Raw genomic sequence first — 19113 nt, forward strand, 5'->3', positions numbered from 1 at the left:
TGTTTCAGGATTTTCACCAACCTGACAGCTATTTTTGCCTGTTTTTGCAAAGAGGATTTTTTCCTTATCGTTTGCTTTCAGAGTGATTTTCCAGAGTTGTTCCTGCTTTTTAACCGAAGCATATTCCCATAACTGTTCATCTGCGATGGCCTTTTTTTCAAAAAAACTGTATTCCCATTTCCCGGTTTCGGTTGAAAACCAGTTGCCTGAAAGCTCTTCGGGAAGTACCGATGAATAGGGCGGTTTATTGATGACAATATCGTAAATCATCCAGGGTTGTGCCGAAACTTCGCCAAAATCAATTTTCTCCGTTTTAGGGTCAATGGGCGGAAAATAAAGGGTGTACGACAAATCACCTTCGGGCACGGTAATCCAGCCATTCACAGGCTCGGGGGCATCTTTTCGGATTAGAAACAACGAATCCGGCTGGCCAACAACCTGAATATAACTTTTGTTGGCAATTCCAAAAGTTCTGCCCGGCTCCAGGTTAAGTTTGAATGTGAGGGCAGTTTCGGTATCGGTTAACACAATTTTGGTGATAAAAACAGCATCAGTACCAATCCCGAATTCAGGATTTTCAACGATTTTTTGGGCATTCACGGCAATAGCCAAAAACAACAGAAAATAGAGAAACATTAGCTTTTTCATGGTTTTTTGTTTTTTTTAATTTGCTGAAATTAAGGTTTAAAAACGAAATATGAAAGAACCATTTATTAAACGGTGGGGTTGGATTATTAAACGGTAGCTTAGGGAAATATCCAATAATGAATATCCAATTAAAGATCAGCCTTTATTTCTTTTTGTTGAATATTCGATATTGTGTATTGGGTGTTGGAAATTTAAAAGAATATCCAATGTAGAATACTCACTAATCAATATCCAATTAAAGATCGGTATTTAATTCTTTATGTTGAATATTCGAGATTGGGTGTTGGGTGGTGGCTATTTAAAAAGAAAAATATCCAATGTAGAATACTCAATTCTCAATATTCAAATGTAAGATCAGCCTTTATTTCTTTTTGTTGGATATTCGATATTGGGTGTTGGTTATTGGAAATTCAAGAAATATCCAATGTAGAATAACCAATACTCAATATCCAAATGTAAGATCAGCCTTTATTTCTTTATACTGGATATTCGATATTGGTTGTTGGTTATTGGAAATTAAAAAAAATATCCAATGCAGAATACTCAATACTCATCATAAAAATAAAGCATGCATTAGTAATGCATATAAGTTTGCATTAGTAATGCAAAGTATGTACCTTTGAAAAAATAATTTGATTATGCTGCTGGAAAGTCAAATAAAAGAAGTTTTTGAGTATCAAAACAGTTACCTTGAGAAATTACCGGAAGGAACTCCCCGGGAAATTCTTGAAAAAATAGGTTTGAATGAGCCACATGTAACCATCCTGACAGGAATACGGAGAAGCGGAAAAAGCACTGTGTTGCTTCAATTGAAAAACAAATTACAGCTTTATAACTACTTCAGCTTTGAAGATCCCCGGCTCACTGCATTTGAAGTCAATGACTTTTTCAAACTTGAAAAAATATTTGAATCCAGTAACTATACATTCCTTTTCGATGAAATTCAGAATGTTGAAGGCTGGGAAAGATACATACGCGTTTTGCATGATCAGAAAAAGAAAGTGATAATAACCGGTTCAAATGCACGAATTTTAAGTAAAGAATTGGGGACAAGCCTGACCGGAAGACAAATCACGTATGAAATTTTTCCTTTTTCATATTCTGAATTTTTAAAACACCTCAATTTAAGCGCGGGAATTGAAAGCTTCTCAGAATACTTAAATTCAGGAGGGTTCCCGGAATTTTTGAACTCGAACAAAAGGGAAGTGTTGCTAAACCTGTATAATGATTTAATTTATCGCGATATCGTTGTCAGGCACGGTTTAAGAAACCCCAAAGTATTGCAGGAACTGGGAGTTTACCTGGCAAGTAATGTGGGTAAAGAATTTTCATTCAACAAACTGGTGAAAAATTTTGATTTAGGCTCGGTAAACTCACTAAAATCATATATTTCCTATTTTGAAGATGCTTTTTTGTTTTTTACAGTTCCGCGTTTTAGTTTCTCCTTAAAACAGCAGGCTGTTAATCCTAAAAAAGTTTACGCGATTGATACCGGGTTAATTTCAATCTTATCCCTTTCTTTTTCCAAAGATCGTGGCAGATTAATTGAAAACAAAACATTTATCCACCTGAAAAGGCTGGGAAAGGAAATTTTTTATTTCAGAAAAACCGGGGAATGTGATTTTATTGTATCCCAAAACAGAAGGGTTGAAATGATTGCGCAGGTTTGCTATGAACTAAATGCCGACAACTTTTCAAGAGAAATAAATGGTTTGACTGAAGCCATGGATGAATTGAAATTTAAAGAAGGATACATTTTTACATTTAACCAGGAAGACCAAATTCAAAAAGATGGAAAAACAATACATGTTGTTCCGGTTTGGAAGTGGATGTACCAAAAATAACGGAAATGTATTAAATTGAGGATTAGGGAAATATCCAATATAGAATAACCAATTCTCAATTTCCAAATATAAGATCAGCCTGTATTTCTTAATGTTGAATATTCGATATTGTGTATTGGTTATTGGAAATTCAAAAAATATTCAATATAGAAAAACCAATAATCAATATCCAAATGTAAGATCAGCCCTGATTTCTTTATGTTGGATATTCGATATTGGGTGTTGGGTGTTGAATAATCAAAAAAAGGCACACAACCTCTGCATTTCAGCAAAAATTATGTGCCTTGTATTCTATTAATTCAAATAAATCCCTATTCTTCCTGCATATTCTTTTGCAGTTTCTGTTGCAGTTCCGGGTCGTTCCGAACGGCAGTCATAATTTCCTGGTAGCGTTCAACCGTAAGTCCTGATTTTGAAATTTTTTCCATCATTTCCCGCTGGGCGCGGTTTTGGATGTCTTCTATTTCACGGTTGGCCGAAGCAAACTTTTGCAATTCGTCTTCGCTGGCATCCACTTCCTGATTTGGATCCTGCTGAGCGTTCATTATTTCGTTAAACCGCTGAACTTCTATTCCTTCCTCCTCAACAATCTGAACCATTTCGGGCTGAATTTTTTGCTCAATGTTCTGAATTTCAACAAACGCCAGGGCAAACTGCTCTATTTCATCATCAGAAACTTCTGTAGTTTGCTGCTCGGGCATTTGCTGCGGAACCTGCGCAAAAACAACTGACGCACTCATTAAAAGAATAAAAAATAAACCGTACAATTTTTTTGATAAAAGCATAATCATGTAATTTTTATAGTTTAAAATGTCAATAATAAAATGAATAATAGCTACAAAGGAACCGGTGAACACCCGGAAAACCTGAAAAAAAATGCAAAAAAACTTTAAAAATCAAAACCCCAATTTGAATATTTTCCCTTCGATTCATTCTTTAATACAAAAAAAAATCTCTTCTTTTAAAAATTTGAAATGTTCTTTATTACAGGCCACGACTGCAATTCGGAAACATTTTGTTAACTTTGTACATGAAGCAGTTTTTATAGTTTAAAAATTTTAACATTTGATTCCTTTCCGTCATGAAAAAATTACGCCTGATTCTGATTTTATCCCTTACCATTCTTTTCTCCTGCGCCCGTTTTTCAGACACTGAGAAAAAAATTGATCCCTCACTTTCGTTGTGGTACGACAAACCTGCCGCCGAGTGGACCGAAGCACTTCCCCTGGGAAACGGACGGATTGGCGCCATGGTTTACGGCGAACCCCAAAACGAAACCATTCAGTTTAACGAAGAAACGCTGTGGAGCGGTCAGCCACACGATTATGCCAACTCCGGCGCTCATAATTATCTGGAAGAAATTCGCCAACTGCTTTGGGAAGGCAAACAGGACGAGGCGCATGAGTTGGGAAACCAGCAATTTATGTCGCAGCCGTTTGGCCAATTGAGTTATTTGCCATTTGGAAATATAGAGCTGAATTTTCCCGGGCATAAAGAGGTTACCTCGTACAAGCGGCAACTCAATTTGGAAAATGCCGTTTCTTCGGTTTTTTATGAGGTGGACGGGGTGAAGTTCAAACGCGAAGTTTTTGCCTCTGCGCCCGATCAGGCAATCGTTATCCGGCTTGAAGCTTCTGAAAACGGAGCGCTTAATTTTGCTGCCGGTCTGGATTCGCCCCATTCAGATTATGAAGTTTCAGTGGACGGAGACCAAATTATTCTAAAGGGAAAAGCCAACAATTACCACAATGAACTGGGCCGCGACGGAAAACCATACCCCAAAAGCAAACTCACTTTTGAAGCCCGGTTGCGCATTGAACACGAAGGCGGCGGACTGGTTCAGTTTGAAGATTCCATTGCTGTGGTGAATGCACGAAAAGCAACGCTGTTTCTGGTGGCAGCTACCAGCTTTGTGAATTATGCCGACATTAGTGGAAATCCGGAAGAACGCTGCATTGAATCCCTGGCTAACCTGGAAGGGAAACATTACCAAACCCTGAAAGATAAACACATTGAAGATTACCGGAAATTATTTAACCGGGTTTCCCTCAATTTGGGAAACTCGGAAATTTCGGAACGCCCAACCGACCAGCGGCTGACCTCGTTTTATGAAGATGAAGACCCCAGTCTGGTGTCGCTTCTGTTTCAATACGGAAGGTACCTGCTCATTTCCTCATCGAGGCCGGGAACGCAGCCTGCCAACCTTCAGGGAATCTGGAACGACCGGATGGCACCGCCCTGGGACAGCAAATACACCATCAACATCAACACCGAAATGAATTACTGGCCGGCGGAAATGACCAACCTTTCGGAATGTGCCGAACCACTGTTTACGATGGTGGAAGACTTGTCGCAAACCGGGCAAAATGTGGCCAAAGAACACTACAATCTGGAAGGCTGGGTGACCCACCACAACACCGATTTGTGGCGGGGTGCGGCGCCAATCAACCATGCCAACCACGGCATCTGGCCAACCGGCGGAGCCTGGCTGAGCCAGCATTTGTGGTGGCATTACCAGTACTCCGGCGACAAAGGTTTTCTGAAAAATCGTGCATACCCCGCGTTAAAAGAAGCTTCCCGTTTTTTTGCGGATTATCTGGTTCCCTGGCCCGAAAACCCCGAGTGGCTGGTAAGCGGACCAAGCAACAGTCCGGAACTGGGCGGTTTGGTAATGGGCCCCACCATGGACCACCAAATCATTCGCGAATTGTTTGCCAACACTATTGAGGCGGCGGAAATACTTGATGTGGATGAAGATTTTGCTGCCATGCTGAAAAGCAAGCGCGAAAAAATTGCGCCCAACCAAATAGGAAAGTACGGCCAGTTGCAGGAGTGGCTGGAAGATGTGGACGACCCGAACGAAAAACACCGGCACGTTTCGCATTTGTGGGGACTGCATCCCGGAAATGAAATTCATCCCATTACCACGCCCGAACTGGCCGAAGCCTGCAAAGTAACGCTTTCGCACCGTGGCGACGGCGGTACAGGATGGTCGCGGGCCTGGAAAATCAACTTCTGGGCACGGTTGCTTGACGGCGATCATGCATTCCTGTTGTTGAAGAATTTGATGGTACCCTCAAAAAGTGAAGAAACCAACTACGAAGATAAGGGCGGATTGTATTTCAATCTGTTCGACGCTCACCCACCCTTTCAAATCGACGGGAATTTTGGAGCAACCTCGGGCATTGTGGAAATGCTGATGCAATCGCACCTACGCGATGAAAACGGCGATTTTTATCAGGATTTGCTGCCGGCACTTCCTTCCAAACTTCAAACCGGAAAAATTTCGGGAATAAAAGGTCGTGGAGGTTTTGAATTGGATATTACATGGGAAAACGAGAAACTTATTACGGTTAAAGTAAAATCATTATTAGGAAACAAACTCCATATGCGTTATATGGATAAATCCGTTTCCAGCGAAACCATTGCCGGCGAAACCTATTTATTTGGCCCGAAAGATTTTCTTTAAATAGTTGAAGCCGGAACCTGAAATTTTTCTAATTTTATTTCCTTAAACCGGGAACCAAAAGATTATGGGCAATTCTTCATCAAAAAAAGACCAGAAAAAGCTTTTCGATGAGCTGATTGAGGTCAAACTATTGTACAAAACCAAAGAAAAAATCTGGAAGCAAACTGACAAGGAAAATCCGGTATTCAGCAAAATAAAAGAAGAACTTTCAGATTTGAAAATGAGGATAAAAAATATTGAAAAAAGCATTTCAAGCTTCGGCGACAGTTTTTTCGATGTGTATGACAAAGAGTTGGTTAAACCTTTAAGCGAAACAGATATTCTTTCTTTGCGGGATGAAATTAAAGAGGTTCGCGACTCATTGGAAGCAATAGGAAAAACTTAAAAAGCAGGAATTCAAAACAATTTTGGTTCCGTACAAAAAATAAAAAAACGGTTTTCTTATGCCTTTTAATTCAAAAATACGGCTTGCATTTTTACTTTTCAGCAATATCGTTTTTTTTGGTTGCCGAAACGAACCAATGGAAAAACCATTGCCCGGCGCCGAATACCCCACTATTTACCAAAAGGTTCTAAGTCAGCAGGATTGGAATGCAAAAAATACAGCATTTCAGCAAACAAATGTCCACGAAAATCTTTCCCTGAACCAACAGGGTTTTTTGGAAGGACAGTTGTCTTATGAAGCCGATTCGCTGACACTGGAAACGGTAGTTCAGGAAGTGCAGGAACTGATAAGCCGTTATTCAATTTACATGGGAATTCCTGCCGGACAGACGTTTGATCTTGAAAATGAATTAGTGACGCATTCTCCCCTATTGATTCCGGACGGTTCAACATCCATTTCCAATTATTTCAGCATAATAGAAGTGATAAAAGAAACCGATGACTGGGAATATTTTAAAGATGAATTTCGAAATCCACAGATTTACCTGAAACAGAAAACTATAGAGGGGCAACAATTTCTGGGGCCGGATTTAATTTTTGATTTTGACGAAACAAATCGGGTGATTAAAATCTCCGGTAATTGGTTACCTAAAGCATTCAAACCCGAAAATGAAATTTATTCGAAAACCGATGCCACTGCCATAACGTACAGGATTTTGCTGGATGAAACAGGCAAAGATTTTTGGGAAAGAAAACACACCTGGAATTTCAGAAAAGTTTTCATTTTGGCTGCTGACAATGAAGAAAACAGAATTTGCGAATGCTGGCAACTGGTTACAATGATTTCTGATCGTGAACTTTTTTACATCTACATTGATACCCAAACCGGCGAAATTATCAGGCAATACCGCAGATGGGTGATGTTTTAGTCACGCCAGAAGTATAAAATCTTTTCCCTCTGAATATTTCCTTTTCAGAAGATTTTGTCGAATCAACTCCTGTGCACCATATTTCATCACCATGGGAACAATAAACATTTCTCCCGGAGGTGGAATTTTCGAAAAATGCAACGTGGTTTTTTGGGTTGTTTTTCCTTTAATAATATCAATAAAACCCTGAATCTTCAACCCTTCCTTTTCCAGCAATTTTGCCCGCTGCCGGGTTTTTCGGCCGGCGCCCCACACCCATATTTCAGGGTGAAACGGATTGATTTGCTCCGACCATTTTTTAAAATACCGGGCTTTTATTCTGAAAAATGCCTCGGTGGAATACCTTTCATCTGTCCGCGTGAGCCGGGTTGAATAATCGTGCCACTCCAAAAGTGGTTCGGGCAATTTGGCCATTTTCACTCCGGCATCCAGAAAACGCAACTGCATTTCGTAATCTTCGGGAAAATCGCCCTGCCGGCAACCGCCCAACTTTTCAAATAACTCCTGCCTGAACAATATTGTCGGGTTCACCACCGGAATTTCAACAAACCGGTACAATTCAATATCTTCTGTTGTATGAAAGGAATTCACCCATTGGACAAATCTTTTAAAACCGCCTGTTCCGTGGTTGTGCGAAACATATTTTACAAACGATCCAACCAAGCCGGTTTCCGGATTTTCATTTAAAAACCGAACCTGCTTTTCCAACCTTTCGGGAAAAGAAATATCGTCGGCATCCATGCGGGCAATAAAACGGCCACTGGAATTATCAAGCCCGCAATTCATGGCATGGTCCACACCCTGTTTCGGCTCATGTAATAGCCGGATGCGCAAATCTTTTTCGGCAAATGATTGAGCAATTGCAAGGCTGTTATCTCTAGAATTATTATCAATCAGTAAAATTTCAAAGGAAGTAAAAGTCTGGTTCAGCATACTTTCCACAGCAGCCGCCAGGGTATTTTCAGCATTAAAAAAAGGCAAAATAACCGAAACTTCAGGCATCGCTTCCGCGGGTTAACTGGTGAAAAATGTTTTCCAGGTTTTGTTGTTTCAGAGAAAGTGCAAGCAACGTGAGGTTATTTTCCACGGCAAATCTGAATATTTGAGGCCGAATATCTTCGTTTCCGTCTGATTCAATTTCCCAGTTTTCCCCGTCAAACAAAGCACTTTTTACTGTACCAAGCGAAAACAGTTTTTCTTTTTCCACCGGTTTATCGAAGGCGGCAATCACAGTTTGGTTTCGTCGTAATTTCCCGCTTTTAACTTCGGAAATGCTTCCATCAGCCACAATTTTCCCTTTGTTGATAATGACCACCCGGTTACAAACAGCCTCCACTTCCTGCATAATGTGCGACGAAAGAATAACCGTTTTCTCCCGGCTGATGTTCCTAATCAAACTGCGGATATCTTCCAGTTGGTTGGGATCAAGGCCGGTAGTAGGTTCGTCGAGTATTAAAACTTTCGGATCGTGAATAAGTGCCTGGGCGAGCCCCACCCGCTGCCGGTAACCCTTCGAGAGCGCCCCGATTTTTTTGTGCTGCTCGTCGCCCAACCCAATAAGTTCAACCATGCGGGCAACATGCTGCTTTTTGTTTTTTAAATGATAAAATCCAGCGGTAATTTCAAGAAATTCTTTCACATAAAGATCGGTGTAAAGCGGATTATGTTCAGGCAAATACCCAATATTTTTTCGAAAAGAAGTTTTATCTGTCGAAATTCTTTCATCATCCAAAAAAACTTCACCCCCATCAGCCGGTAAATATCCGGTTATAATTTTCATTAAGGTGGACTTGCCGGCGCCGTTTGGACCGAGAAAACCCAATAGTTCGCCATGGCTTACTGAAAAACTGACCTGCTCAAGTGCCTTCTGTTTTCCAAATAACTTTGTTATTTTATTGATTATTAAGTCCATATATTTTTATTAATCAACAAAAATAAAGGAATCTTTTTAAATTAAAACCATTAGCGTAAATTTGCATTTCAGCATAACAGATTATTATGAAAGATCGACATTTTAACTATATCAAAGATATAACCCGGTACGAGAGACAAAAAACCTGGGAGGTAAAAATTGGTGAAGTTGGAGTTGGAGGCAATAATCCGATTCGAATTCAATCGATGACGGATACTCCCACAAAAGAAACTGAACCAACCGTTGAGCAGATAATTGCTTTGACAAAAGCAGGTGCAGACTATGTACGTTGCACGGTAAAAGGCATTTACGATGCCGAAAACCTGAAAAGTATAGTAGATGAATTACGGAAACGCGGATATAACACACCACTTGTGGCAGATATCCATTTTAATCCGCGTTTGGCAGATATTTCTGCCAAGTATTTTGATAAGGTTCGAATCAATCCCGGAAATTTTTATGACAAACGGGCACGATTCGAGGCAAAAATTTATTCTGATGAAGAATATAAGGAAGAGCTGTTGAAAATTGAGGAACAGTTTATTCCGTTTCTGGAAATGTTGAAGGAAACCAATACGGCATTGCGCATTGGCGCCAACCACGGTTCACTTTCCGACAGGGTTATGAGTCGTTTTGGCGATTCGCCTTCAGGAATGGCCGAGTCGGTGCTGGAATTTCTGCGTATTTGTAAAAAAGTGGATTTTAAAAATGTGGTGGTTTCCATCAAATCGAGCAACACCCGCATGATGGTTTATACCGTGCGCCTGCTGAATTACAAAATGCGGCTTGAAGACATGAAATACCCCATTCACCTTGGAGTAACTGAAGCTGGCGAAGGGGAAGACGGACGCATTAAGTCGGCAGTTGGAAATGGCGCTTTGCTTGCCGATGGCATTGGCGACACCATCCGCGTTTCGCTCACCGAAAATCCGGTAAATGAAATACCAGTGGCAAAAAAACTGGTTGAACATTTCAAATCATACCGCGATCACGAACCCATTACTGCCTCCTTGATTGCACAAACGAACCCGTTTGAATACGAAAGGCGTTCCACACGTCCGGTACTAAACATGGGCGGTGAAAACCTTCCGGTAGTTGTGGCTGATTTAGGCGATCGTAGCATGAAAGAAATGCTTCCGGTGCGGGGCAAACTGGTGCCTGATTATTTTCTATCGGGAAATAAAATCACAGACATTAATGGCGAGAGTTATCCAATTATTTCTTTGGAAGAATATCTTTTCGAAAGTACACGTTGGGGAAGGTTGAAATTCATTCGTACCAATAAAATGGAGTTCGACCAGTTTATGGCCAAAAATCCCGAAATTATGATGAAAATGAAACAGACCCGGAAAACGGTACTCATTCTGGAAAGTTTCAACAAAAACCCGATGGCTGAACTGCGGGCCTTTTTCACCACACTTGAATCGCACATCTGGAAGGTTCCGGTTATCATTTACAGAAGATATAACGAAGGTACGCTGGAAGACTTGCAAATAAAAGCTTCGGCAGATTTGGGCGGGTTACTCATCGACGGCTACGGAGACGGTCTGTGTATATCAAACGAAAATGAACGAATTACTTTCACCGAACTGAAAGACCTGAGTTTTGGTATTTTACAGGCCAGCCGCATGAGAATGTCCAAAACCGAATTCATTTCATGCCCCGGTTGCGGAAGAACATTATACAACCTTCAGGAAACAACAAAAAAAATAAAAGAACACTTTAAACACATTGACCATTTGAAAATTGGCATAATGGGATGTGTGGTAAACGGTCCCGGGGAAATGGGCGATGTGGATTACGGATTTGTTGGTGTTAGCCATAATAAAGTTACGCTTTACAAAGGGTTGAAACCGGTAAAAAGGCACATCCCTTTTGAAAATGCAGTAGATGAACTTGAGCAACTGATAAGAGAAAACGGCGACTGGAAAGACCAGGAATAAACTTTAAAAATATGGCTAAAACACACTGGAAACCCGGCACAATGATTTACCCGCTGCCGGCTGTAATGGTGAGTTGCGGGCACACACCTGAAGAATACAACATCATTACCATTGCATGGACAGGCACTATCAACAGCGACCCGCCCATGTGCTCCATTTCGGTACGTCCCGGCAGGCATTCATACGAAATTATTAAACGAACCGGAGAATTTGTAATTAATCTGACTACCGAACAACTGGCCAAAGCCACCGACTGGTGCGGGTGCCGCTCGGGTCGGAAATACAATAAGTGGGAGAAAATGAAACTCACTCCCGGTCCTGCTCAAAAAGTTAAAGCCCCAATTATTGAAGAATCGCCTGTAAATATTGAGTGCGTTGTGAAAAATATTATTGAATTGGGATCTCACCACATGTTTGTTGCCGAAGTGGTTGGTGTTTCGGTTGACGACCAGTTCATGAACGAAAAGGATGCTTTCAGCTTTTCTAAAGCACGACCACTGATTTACAGTCATGGCCATTATTTTGGCCTGGGGAAATTAATTGGCAAATTTGGGTGGTCGGTTCAAAAGAAAAAGAAAAAAAAGCCGGCATAATCAGATAATCTCCCAATTTTAAAAATAGACTCCTTTCCAGCGCTTAAAAACAGATTTATGGATTATCCGGTAATGCCGCTGATAGGTTTCATTGTAAAAATCGCTGTGATGCATAACGTATTCTCCCCGTTCAAACAGCACTTCAATTTCTTTTTTATCTTTTTCGAAATCAGGAATTTGAAGATTCATTTTCTCTAAAACGACCATTGCGGTTTCCCATTCCTTTTTCCAGGTTTCCATATTCGGATTCCGGGCAAGTGGTGCACTTTCCACCATTGCTTCGAGTAAAACTGACCGGGGTAAAGTTCCTTTTTTCACCAATTCCAGATTTATCCGGTAATAGTCATTTTCCGGCCCAATGGCCTGCCATGTTAGTGTGTCGCCAATGGGTTGCTGCAACTCGTAGTTCAGGTAATTCCCTGCCCGGGTGGTATCAGGTATCAGGTGTCCGGGACCAAATGTATCCTGAAAAAAATTCTTGTAAATATCTCTTAATCTGGCTTCAGGATAATATTTTAACTCATTTATTACCGCCTTTTCAATTTTTGAATTTTGTTCCTCATCAGGCATCATAAAAGGAAGAAAAACCACAAACAACAATTGCCACATTTTTACTCGTTTTTTTTGTGTTTATAAAATAAAAAAAGTACCCGTTATTTAAAATGATTGTACTTTTGCACGAATTTAATCAAGAAATTCAATCAAATTGAACCATTTGGGAGAATATTGGTTGAACGTGGACGATCCATAAATTGATTTTTTTATATAAACCGCTAATTATGAACAAATTAAAATTAATAACATTATTTCTTATTATTTCTGTTATGGTAAATGCACAAATAAATCCGCTTTTAGAAGAATTTAAAACCCCCCACGAAACTGCACCTTTCACGGAAATTAAAAACGAACATTTCCTTCCCGCTTTCAAAAAAGCAATTAAAGCAGGCGAAACTGAAGTGAATGCAGTAGCAGAAAATAAAGCTGAACCTACTTTCGAAAACACCATTGAAGCATTGGACAGGGCCGGGAAATTACTTGGCCGGACTGCCGGAATATTTTTCAATCTGGTGAGTGCCGAAACAAGCGACGAGTTGCAGCAAATCGCACAGGAAGTTTCCCCTTTAATCACCAAATTTCAGAATGACATTACTTTAAATCCGGTTTTGTTTGAGCGAATAAAAACGGTTTACAATCAGAAAAATAACCTCAGTCTGAATGCAGAACAACAAACCCTGCTCGAAAATACTTACCTCAATTTTGTGCGCAAGGGAGCAAATTTATCAGATGATGAAAAAGAAAAGTTTCGGAAAATAAGTACCGAATTATCGAAACTTTCACTCAAATTCGGAGAAAATGTGCGGAAAGAAACCAATAATTTCGAAATGCACATTACCGACAAAACCAAACTCTCGGGTTTACCCGAAAGTGCACTGGAAGCAGCAGCATCCAAAGCAAAAAGCAAAAACAAGGAAGGCTGGATTTTTGATATTACCATGCCAAGCTACATGCCTTTTATGCAGTACGCCGATAACCGCGAACTGCGGGAAAAAATGTATCTGGCTTACATGTCAAAGTCGTTTAAAGGAAATGAATTCGATAACCGCGAAAACATTCACAAAATAATCAATCTGAAGCTGGAAATGGCCAATCTGCTCGGCTATAAAAATTATGCCGACTATGCACTGGAACAACGAATGGCCATAAACCAGCAGGGTGTTTATCAATTACTTGAAGACTTGTATTCTGCTTCATATAAAGTAGCCCAAAACGAGAAGGAAGAAATTAAAGCCTATGCTAAAAAGTCTGGTTTTACAGGCGAAATTATGCCCTGGGACTGGACTTATTACAGCGAAAAACTGAAAGAAGAAAAGTTTGATTTGAATGATGAAATGCTAAAACCCTATTTTGAATTAAACAAAGTTGTAGATGGTGTTTTCGGATTGGCTACCGAATTGTTTGGAATCACTTTCAAACCCAATAAAGAAATACCGGTTTATAACAAAGAAGTTGTGCCTTACGAAGTTTACGATGCAGATGGCTCATTCCTGGCAGTACTTTACACCGATTTTCACCCGCGCCCGGGAAAACAGGGCGGTGCCTGGATGAACGATTTTAAAGGCCAATGGAAAGAAAACGAAAAATACTCACGTCCGCACATTACCATTGTAATGAACTTCACCCGACCAACCGAAACCAAACCGGCTCTGCTCACTTTTTCCGAAGTAGAAACCTTTATGCATGAATTTGGTCACGCACTGCACGGTATGCTGGCCAACTCAACTTATTCCAGTTTATCTGGCACCAATGTTTATCGCGACTTTGTGGAGTTGCCCTCGCAGATAATGGAAAACTGGGCCGTTGAAAAAGAATTCCTCGACCGGTTTGCCACTCATTACAAAACCGGTGAACCTATTCCCGCTGAGCTGGTGGAAAAAATCAAAGCATCTCAAAACTACCTGGCCGGTTATCTTTCTATTCGTCAGCTTAGTTTTGGATACCTCGACATGGCCTGGCACACGCTTGAAAAACCGTTTGATGGTGATGTGAAACAGTTTGAAGAAGAGGCCTGGAAGAAAACACAAATTTTTCCGGTTATCGGTGAAGCATGCATGAGTACCCAGTTCAATCACCTTTTTGCAGGGGGTTATGCAGCCGGATACTACAGCTATAAATGGGCAGAAGTGCTCGATGCCGACGCTTTCAGCGTTTTCAAAGAAAAAGGGTTGTTCAATCGGGAAGTTGCTGAGTCATTCCGTAAAAACATTCTGGAAAAAGGTGGTACTGAACACCCCATGGTACTTTACAAACGCTTTCGCGGCCAAGAACCCACAGTGGATGCACTGCTGGAACGAAGCGGGTTACAATAGCAACCTATATTCGAAATTAAAGTATTTTTTGGTAAAATATTCAAAAAACAATTAAACTTCAAATTCCAAAATACAAAATATCCTGAAAAAAGAGAGTTTTTGTAATTTGATAAATTGATAATTGAATGTTATTTGAGTTTTGGGTTTTGTGAATTTACATTTACTGGTTTGTCCATGTTTAGATTTTTAATTTACATCGAGGGTTTAACTCCCAATTGTATTTGCATTTCAACTGCGTTTCATTACATTTGACTTTCATTCAATAACCTGACCTGATTGGAAGAACAGTATCTCATAAAAGGACTGCTAACCCGAAATAAAGTCGTATTCGATTTTATCTTTCACTACTATTATTCGGGATTATGTGCTTATTGTGAGCGAATTACCGGAAACCAGCAAACGGCAGAAGATATTGTTCAGGAATTGTTTGTCACACTTTGGGTAAAATGCAAACAAATTCAAATCAACACATCGCTTAAAAATTATCTGTTCACGGCTGTGAAAAACCGTTCACTCGACTACCTTAAAAGCGAACAGAGAAAATCACAAAAATTAGGGAATCTGGCCGCAGAACAGGAATTCCCGGAAAACCTTTCTTCGTTATGGTTTGCCGAGGCCGAGTTACAGGCTATTGTTGAAAAAAGCCTGAAAAAACTACCTCCCCGTTGCCGTGAAATTTTCGAATTAAGCCGGTTCGAAAGATTAAAAAATCAGGAAATTGCTGAAAAACTTGGCTTGTCCAAACGAACCGTCGAACTTCAGGTTAGCAATGCCCTCAAAAAACTTCGTACCGATTTAAAAAATTATTTGCCTTTATTTTTATTGATGCATTTACTAAAATAAATGCCGCCCAGGTTTTCATTCCTTTTTTCCAAATAAGAAATTTCTGTACAACCAACTGCAAAACAGTGGCAACAGAATTATTTCAAAAATATTTTTCTCTGATATAGCTTCGTCCGAAAAAGTCCATGTCGAAGCCCAGCGTAACTTCGTAAGTTCCGTATTGATAGGGAAATATTTCGTTGTAAGTTAAATCCATGGCAAAACCAATACGCAGGTTGTTATCCATTATCCATTGCGAAATAAAACTGATGGCATTTCCCGACCGGTTCATTACGCCCAGCCACAACTGTTCGCGTAACATAAAATTGATGCCTAAATCGTAATTCAGCGGTAAACCACGGTTATAAGTCAGCATCATGGACGGTTTAATTATCAGATAATTATACTGAATTAGCCGAAAAACATAGCCTGCCATAAGGTAAACCGTTTGAACCTGCGCTTCCACATTAAAATTATTGATGTTGGCTTTGTAGTCGTTTTTTATCATTTTAGGAATGGAAAGCCCGATGTAATAATATTCATCGTAAAGAAATCCTCCTATCCCAAAATTGGGCATAAATTTCAGGTCAACATCTTCGGCAAAAGCCTCATCGTACTGGCCATCCGGATAAAGCTGATACTGCGTAAGCGGATTTTTGTAGTTGATAAAACCGAATTTCAGGCCCAGCCGGAGTCTTGTTTGCGGAGTAATGGCTACTTCATAAGCATAATCACCAAAAATATTCAGCTTGTTTTCCAGACCGTAGCGGTCGTTGGTAACATTCAGGCCCAGGCCTACTTTTTCGTTGTTTGTTGGCGAATGGAAAGAAAAAACCTGTGTAAGTGGAGAACGGTTAATCCCGGCCCACTGTTTCCGCACCAGGGTTGAAAAGCCTATTTTCTCCCACATACCGGCATAAGCCGGATTAATGGGCTGCATATTGAACATATACTGAGTAAGAATAGGTTCTGCCTGCCCGTAACTATTGGCAAAAAACACAGGAACCATCAGGGTTAATATGATAAATCGTCCTATCCAGTTTTTCATGTTTTCCGGAACAAAATTCCAACGGGAAAACTACAAATTTAAAGCGACATAGACAACAGGTGTTTCAAAATATTGAAGTTCAATACCAAACGACAGTATCCTATCAGTTAATTTTTACTTTTGCCAGGTAAATGGAAGTTTTTTCTTCGTGAGAAGAGTAATAACTCACCCACAATATTCCATCATTAAAAACCATTCCGGGATAGCTTGTATCTCCACCTGATGGCAATTCCAATGCTTCAGTAATGGTTCCTTCTTTTGTATCAACCCAACATAACGAAGTGTGTGCCGGATGCCATCCCTCACCGCCGTAAAGCCTCACTGCAGCCAGGAACCTGCCGTCGGGAAGTTGAATCATCTGGGGCCCGCCAATGCGGGTTCCCAAATCTTTCCATTCCCAGCGGGTATAAGGCGGAAGTGAAATTCCCAGCAGCCCGGAATTTTTTTCGCGATCACGCCGTAGCAGACAAAATGCCGTATCTCCGCTGAATACCATGGCTGTTTCATTCGGATAACCGGAAATTCCCAAATCCTCCACAAGGGTTTCAAAATTTTTGCCGTCATTGCTAACGTACAACCGGAGCAATTGTTCTTTACTGCATCCATATCCCATACTGTATGCTTTTCCGTTTTGCCACGTAGTTCTCCATAGCCAGAAGTCAGGATCACCAATAGGGTAACTTTCACTCCATGAATACCCGTCTTCGGAAAACCATACCAGCGACTGGTGGGTATTTTCTGATTTATCGTGCAAAGCCCCGGCTCCCGAGAGCATTAAATGTCCCTCCGGAGTCAGGGTAATTTTTGCATCGCGTAAATCCATGTCCGATGCGGTAACCAGTGCCGCCGATTCCCACTGGTTGCCATCTTTTGAGGTAATTACCCGTAAAGCTCCATCGGGTGAAACATGATCTTCACCTTCCCTGAAAACACAAAACCATTGGTCATTATACCGAATTAAATCGGTAAAAGCGTTGTGGGGAGCTTCGTCCCATATTTTGCGCACTTCTAAAAGTTGGAGTTCAGAAGCGGGCTGGCCGTTAGCTGCGAAAAAGCAGAATAAACCTAAACCAAGTATCCAAAATTTAAAAAGCTGTTTCATTTTCTAACCATAAAAGATTTAAAGTTACCGGAAAGTTAGTAAAAATAAATTCCAAAAACTCTTTTTCTAATATCACAAAGAATATTACCTTTGCACGTGCTACGTGGAAAGATTTGAGATTGATTGCAACCACAGAAAAAAAATGCTAAAGCAATCGTGCTTTTTTTTCAACAATTTCAATCCGATACATCCCGCAGCCAGTAAATTAATGTTGAACATGCTGATTAATTTCGGCTATAATAATTTGGGATTATGAGTTATTTATTTACAAGTGAGTCGGTTTCTGAAGGCCATCCCGACAAGGTTTCCGACCAGATTTCTGATGCATTGCTGGATGAGTTTCTGGCATTTGACAGCGACTCGAAAGTGGCTATTGAAACGCTGGTTACCACAGGTCAGGTTGTGGTTGCCGGCGAGGTTAAATCAAAAACTTATGTTGATATTCAGGAAGTAACCCGCCGCGTGATCAACAAAATTGGTTATACAAAAGGTGCTTACCGTTTTGAAGGTGATTCGTGCGGTGTGTTGGTAGCCATTCATGAACAAAGCCCCGACATCAACCGCGGGGTGGACAAAACCGAAAAAGAAGAACAGGGCGCCGGCGACCAGGGGATGATGTTTGGTTATGCCTGCAAAGACACAGACCATTATATGCCTCTGGCTCTGGAATTATCGCATGAGATTTTGAAAGAACTGGCGGTAATCAGGCGCGAAGGAAAAGTGATGACTTACCTCCGCCCCGATTCCAAATCGCAGGTTACTATTGAATACTCTGACGAAAATCTCCCGGAAAAAGTGCATACCATTGTAGTATCCACGCAACACGATGAGTTTGATGCCGATGAACCCATGCTGGCGAAAATCAGGGAAGATGTAATTAACATTCTTATACCACGCGTTAAAGCAAAACTGCCCGAGCGCGTGCAGCAGCTTTTCAGCGATGACATCATTTATCATGTGAATCCTACCGGAAAATTTGTGATTGGCGGGCCGCATGGAGACACCGGGCTTACCGGACGTAAAATTATTGTAGATACTTACGGTGGAAGAGGCGCCCATGGTGGCGGAGCATTCTCAGGGAAGGATCCTTCAAAGGTGGATCGCTCGGCAGCTTATGCGGCCAGGCACATTGCCAAAAACCTGGTGGCTGCCGGCGTAGCCGACGAAATTCTGGTTCAACTGGCTTATGCCATTGGCGTTGCCCGGCCTGTTGGTGTATTTGTAAACACTTATGGCCGTAAAAATGTAAGCATTACCGACGGTGAAATTGCACAAAAAATTCAGGAGATTTTTGACCTTCGCCCGGCAGCCATTGAAAACCGTTTAAAACTCCGGAATCCTATTTACCTGGAAACCGCTGCTTACGGGCACATGGGCCGTCAGCCCGAAACGGTAGTCAAAAAGTATGAATCGCCTTACGAAAATGCACCCGCCTTTAAAGAGGTGGAGTTATTTACGTGGGAAAAACTCGATTCAGTAGATGATATTAAAAAAGCTTTCGGAATATAATTCCGGGGGAAGTGTAATAATACGCTTTTCAGGGGGTGTTTTA

The 19113-nt window shown here is 40.9% G+C and carries 15 protein-coding genes and 1 pseudogene; 9 read left to right on the top strand and 7 right to left on the bottom strand.

Annotated elements, in window-relative coordinates; genetic code table 11:
- Positions 1-648, bottom strand: a pseudogene (locus tag ACESMA_RS15140) (hypothetical protein); the annotation flags it as partial.
- 638 nt (positions 649-1286) lie between these two features.
- Between ACESMA_RS15140 and ACESMA_RS15145 the strand changes: the two are divergent.
- Entirely contained in the window at positions 1287-2492 is a 1206-nt protein-coding gene (locus tag ACESMA_RS15145) for an ATP-binding protein (RefSeq protein WP_372949692.1), read from the top strand.
- A 311-nt stretch (positions 2493-2803) separates the two neighbouring features.
- Here ACESMA_RS15145 and ACESMA_RS15150 read toward each other — a convergent pair whose 3' ends face one another.
- Positions 2804-3277, bottom strand: coding sequence for a DUF4168 domain-containing protein (locus tag ACESMA_RS15150; protein WP_372949693.1), 474 nt, complete (start codon positions 3275-3277; stop codon positions 2804-2806).
- Between the two features lie 296 nt (positions 3278-3573).
- On the opposite strand from ACESMA_RS15150, the gene ACESMA_RS15155 reads away from it, so the two are divergent.
- The 3 genes from ACESMA_RS15155 to ACESMA_RS15165 all read left to right on the top strand — a co-directional run bounded on the left by ACESMA_RS15155 (position 3574) and on the right by ACESMA_RS15165 (position 7274).
- Complete coding sequence (locus ACESMA_RS15155) at positions 3574-5961, top strand: glycosyl hydrolase family 95 catalytic domain-containing protein (protein WP_372949694.1); 2388 nt, start codon at positions 3574-3576, stop codon at positions 5959-5961.
- A 64-nt stretch (positions 5962-6025) separates the two neighbouring features.
- The gene (locus tag ACESMA_RS15160) at positions 6026-6346 is read left to right on the top strand and encodes a hypothetical protein (protein WP_372949695.1); all 321 of its coding nucleotides are present in this window, start codon (positions 6026-6028) and stop codon (positions 6344-6346) included.
- A 136-nt stretch (positions 6347-6482) separates the two neighbouring features.
- On the top strand, positions 6483-7274 hold the full coding sequence (locus tag ACESMA_RS15165; protein ID WP_372949696.1) for a hypothetical protein: 792 nt from the start codon (positions 6483-6485) through the stop codon (positions 7272-7274).
- On the opposite strand, the gene ACESMA_RS15170 is transcribed toward ACESMA_RS15165, so the two are convergent.
- Both ACESMA_RS15170 and gldA read right to left on the bottom strand, forming a co-directional pair.
- The gene (locus ACESMA_RS15170) at positions 7275-8276 is read right to left on the bottom strand and encodes a glycosyltransferase family 2 protein (RefSeq protein ID WP_372949697.1); all 1002 of its coding nucleotides are present in this window, start codon (positions 8274-8276) and stop codon (positions 7275-7277) included. It lies immediately after the preceding gene.
- Positions 8269-9186: a gliding motility-associated ABC transporter ATP-binding subunit GldA gene (gldA, locus tag ACESMA_RS15175; protein ID WP_372949698.1), complete on the bottom strand. Its 918-nt coding sequence runs from the start codon at positions 9184-9186 to the stop codon at positions 8269-8271. Before gldA ends, ACESMA_RS15170 begins: the two co-directional genes overlap by 8 nt.
- Before the next feature lie 86 nt (positions 9187-9272).
- Between gldA and ispG the strand changes: the two genes are divergently transcribed.
- The gene (ispG, locus tag ACESMA_RS15180) at positions 9273-11129 is read left to right on the top strand and encodes a (E)-4-hydroxy-3-methylbut-2-enyl-diphosphate synthase (RefSeq protein ID WP_372949699.1); all 1857 of its coding nucleotides are present in this window, start codon (positions 9273-9275) and stop codon (positions 11127-11129) included.
- 11 nt (positions 11130-11140) lie between these two features.
- Positions 11141-11722 carry a flavin reductase family protein gene (locus ACESMA_RS15185; protein WP_372949700.1) on the top strand — a complete coding sequence of 194 codons (582 nt, stop codon included), beginning with the start codon at positions 11141-11143 and terminating at the stop codon, positions 11720-11722.
- An 18-nt stretch (positions 11723-11740) separates the two neighbouring features.
- Here the strand turns inward: ACESMA_RS15185 and ACESMA_RS15190 are convergent, their stop codons facing one another.
- Complete coding sequence (locus ACESMA_RS15190) at positions 11741-12331, bottom strand: hypothetical protein (protein ID WP_372949701.1); 591 nt, start codon at positions 12329-12331, stop codon at positions 11741-11743.
- A 170-nt stretch (positions 12332-12501) separates the two neighbouring features.
- Here ACESMA_RS15190 and ACESMA_RS15195 point away from each other — a divergent pair, with 170 nt between their 5' ends.
- Together ACESMA_RS15195 and ACESMA_RS15200 are read left to right on the top strand one after the other, a co-directional pair.
- Positions 12502-14589 (top strand): M3 family metallopeptidase, encoded by a 2088-nt coding sequence (locus ACESMA_RS15195; protein ID WP_372949702.1) that lies wholly within the window; start codon positions 12502-12504, stop codon positions 14587-14589.
- A 276-nt stretch (positions 14590-14865) separates the two neighbouring features.
- Entirely contained in the window at positions 14866-15432 is a 567-nt protein-coding gene (locus ACESMA_RS15200) for an RNA polymerase sigma-70 factor (protein ID WP_372949703.1), read from the top strand.
- Positions 15433-15514: 82 nt separating this feature from the next.
- On the opposite strand, the gene ACESMA_RS15205 is transcribed toward ACESMA_RS15200, so the two are convergent.
- Positions 15515-16459 (bottom strand): type IX secretion system membrane protein PorP/SprF, encoded by a 945-nt coding sequence (locus ACESMA_RS15205; protein ID WP_372949704.1) that lies wholly within the window; start codon positions 16457-16459, stop codon positions 15515-15517.
- 103 nt (positions 16460-16562) lie between these two features.
- Positions 16563-17561, bottom strand: coding sequence for a hypothetical protein (locus tag ACESMA_RS15210; RefSeq protein ID WP_372949705.1), 999 nt, complete (start codon positions 17559-17561; stop codon positions 16563-16565).
- A 252-nt stretch (positions 17562-17813) separates the two neighbouring features.
- Here ACESMA_RS15210 and metK point away from each other — a divergent pair, with 252 nt between their 5' ends.
- Positions 17814-19070 (top strand): methionine adenosyltransferase, encoded by a 1257-nt coding sequence (gene metK / locus ACESMA_RS15215; RefSeq protein ID WP_372949706.1) that lies wholly within the window; start codon positions 17814-17816, stop codon positions 19068-19070.
- The last annotated feature ends 43 nt before the right edge of the window (positions 19071-19113 follow it).

Origin of the sequence: Mariniphaga sp. (genome assembly GCF_041687215.1) — a bacterium.
Classification (GTDB): domain Bacteria; phylum Bacteroidota; class Bacteroidia; order Bacteroidales; family Prolixibacteraceae; genus Mariniphaga.

Excerpts from the sequence above, each read along its gene's own strand:
- ACESMA_RS15145 (WP_372949692.1), top strand. The coding sequence starts at position 1,287 with ATGCTGCTGGAAAGTCAAATAAAAGAAGTTTTTGAGTATCAAAACAGT.
- ACESMA_RS15150 (WP_372949693.1), bottom strand. The coding sequence starts at position 3,277 with ATGCTTTTATCAAAAAAATTGTACGGTTTATTTTTTATTCTTTTAATG.
- ACESMA_RS15155 (WP_372949694.1), top strand. The coding sequence starts at position 3,574 with ATGAAAAAATTACGCCTGATTCTGATTTTATCCCTTACCATTCTTTTC.
- ACESMA_RS15160 (WP_372949695.1), top strand. The coding sequence starts at position 6,026 with ATGGGCAATTCTTCATCAAAAAAAGACCAGAAAAAGCTTTTCGATGAG.
- ACESMA_RS15165 (WP_372949696.1), top strand. The coding sequence starts at position 6,483 with ATGGAAAAACCATTGCCCGGCGCCGAATACCCCACTATTTACCAAAAG.
- ACESMA_RS15170 (WP_372949697.1), bottom strand. The coding sequence starts at position 8,276 with ATGCCTGAAGTTTCGGTTATTTTGCCTTTTTTTAATGCTGAAAATACC.
- gldA (WP_372949698.1), bottom strand. The coding sequence starts at position 9,186 with ATGGACTTAATAATCAATAAAATAACAAAGTTATTTGGAAAACAGAAG.
- ispG (WP_372949699.1), top strand. The coding sequence starts at position 9,273 with ATGAAAGATCGACATTTTAACTATATCAAAGATATAACCCGGTACGAG.
- ACESMA_RS15185 (WP_372949700.1), top strand. The coding sequence starts at position 11,141 with ATGGCTAAAACACACTGGAAACCCGGCACAATGATTTACCCGCTGCCG.
- ACESMA_RS15190 (WP_372949701.1), bottom strand. The coding sequence starts at position 12,331 with ATGTGGCAATTGTTGTTTGTGGTTTTTCTTCCTTTTATGATGCCTGAT.
- ACESMA_RS15195 (WP_372949702.1), top strand. The coding sequence starts at position 12,502 with ATGAACAAATTAAAATTAATAACATTATTTCTTATTATTTCTGTTATG.
- ACESMA_RS15205 (WP_372949704.1), bottom strand. The coding sequence starts at position 16,459 with ATGAAAAACTGGATAGGACGATTTATCATATTAACCCTGATGGTTCCT.
- ACESMA_RS15210 (WP_372949705.1), bottom strand. The coding sequence starts at position 17,561 with ATGAAACAGCTTTTTAAATTTTGGATACTTGGTTTAGGTTTATTCTGC.
- metK (WP_372949706.1), top strand. The coding sequence starts at position 17,814 with ATGAGTTATTTATTTACAAGTGAGTCGGTTTCTGAAGGCCATCCCGAC.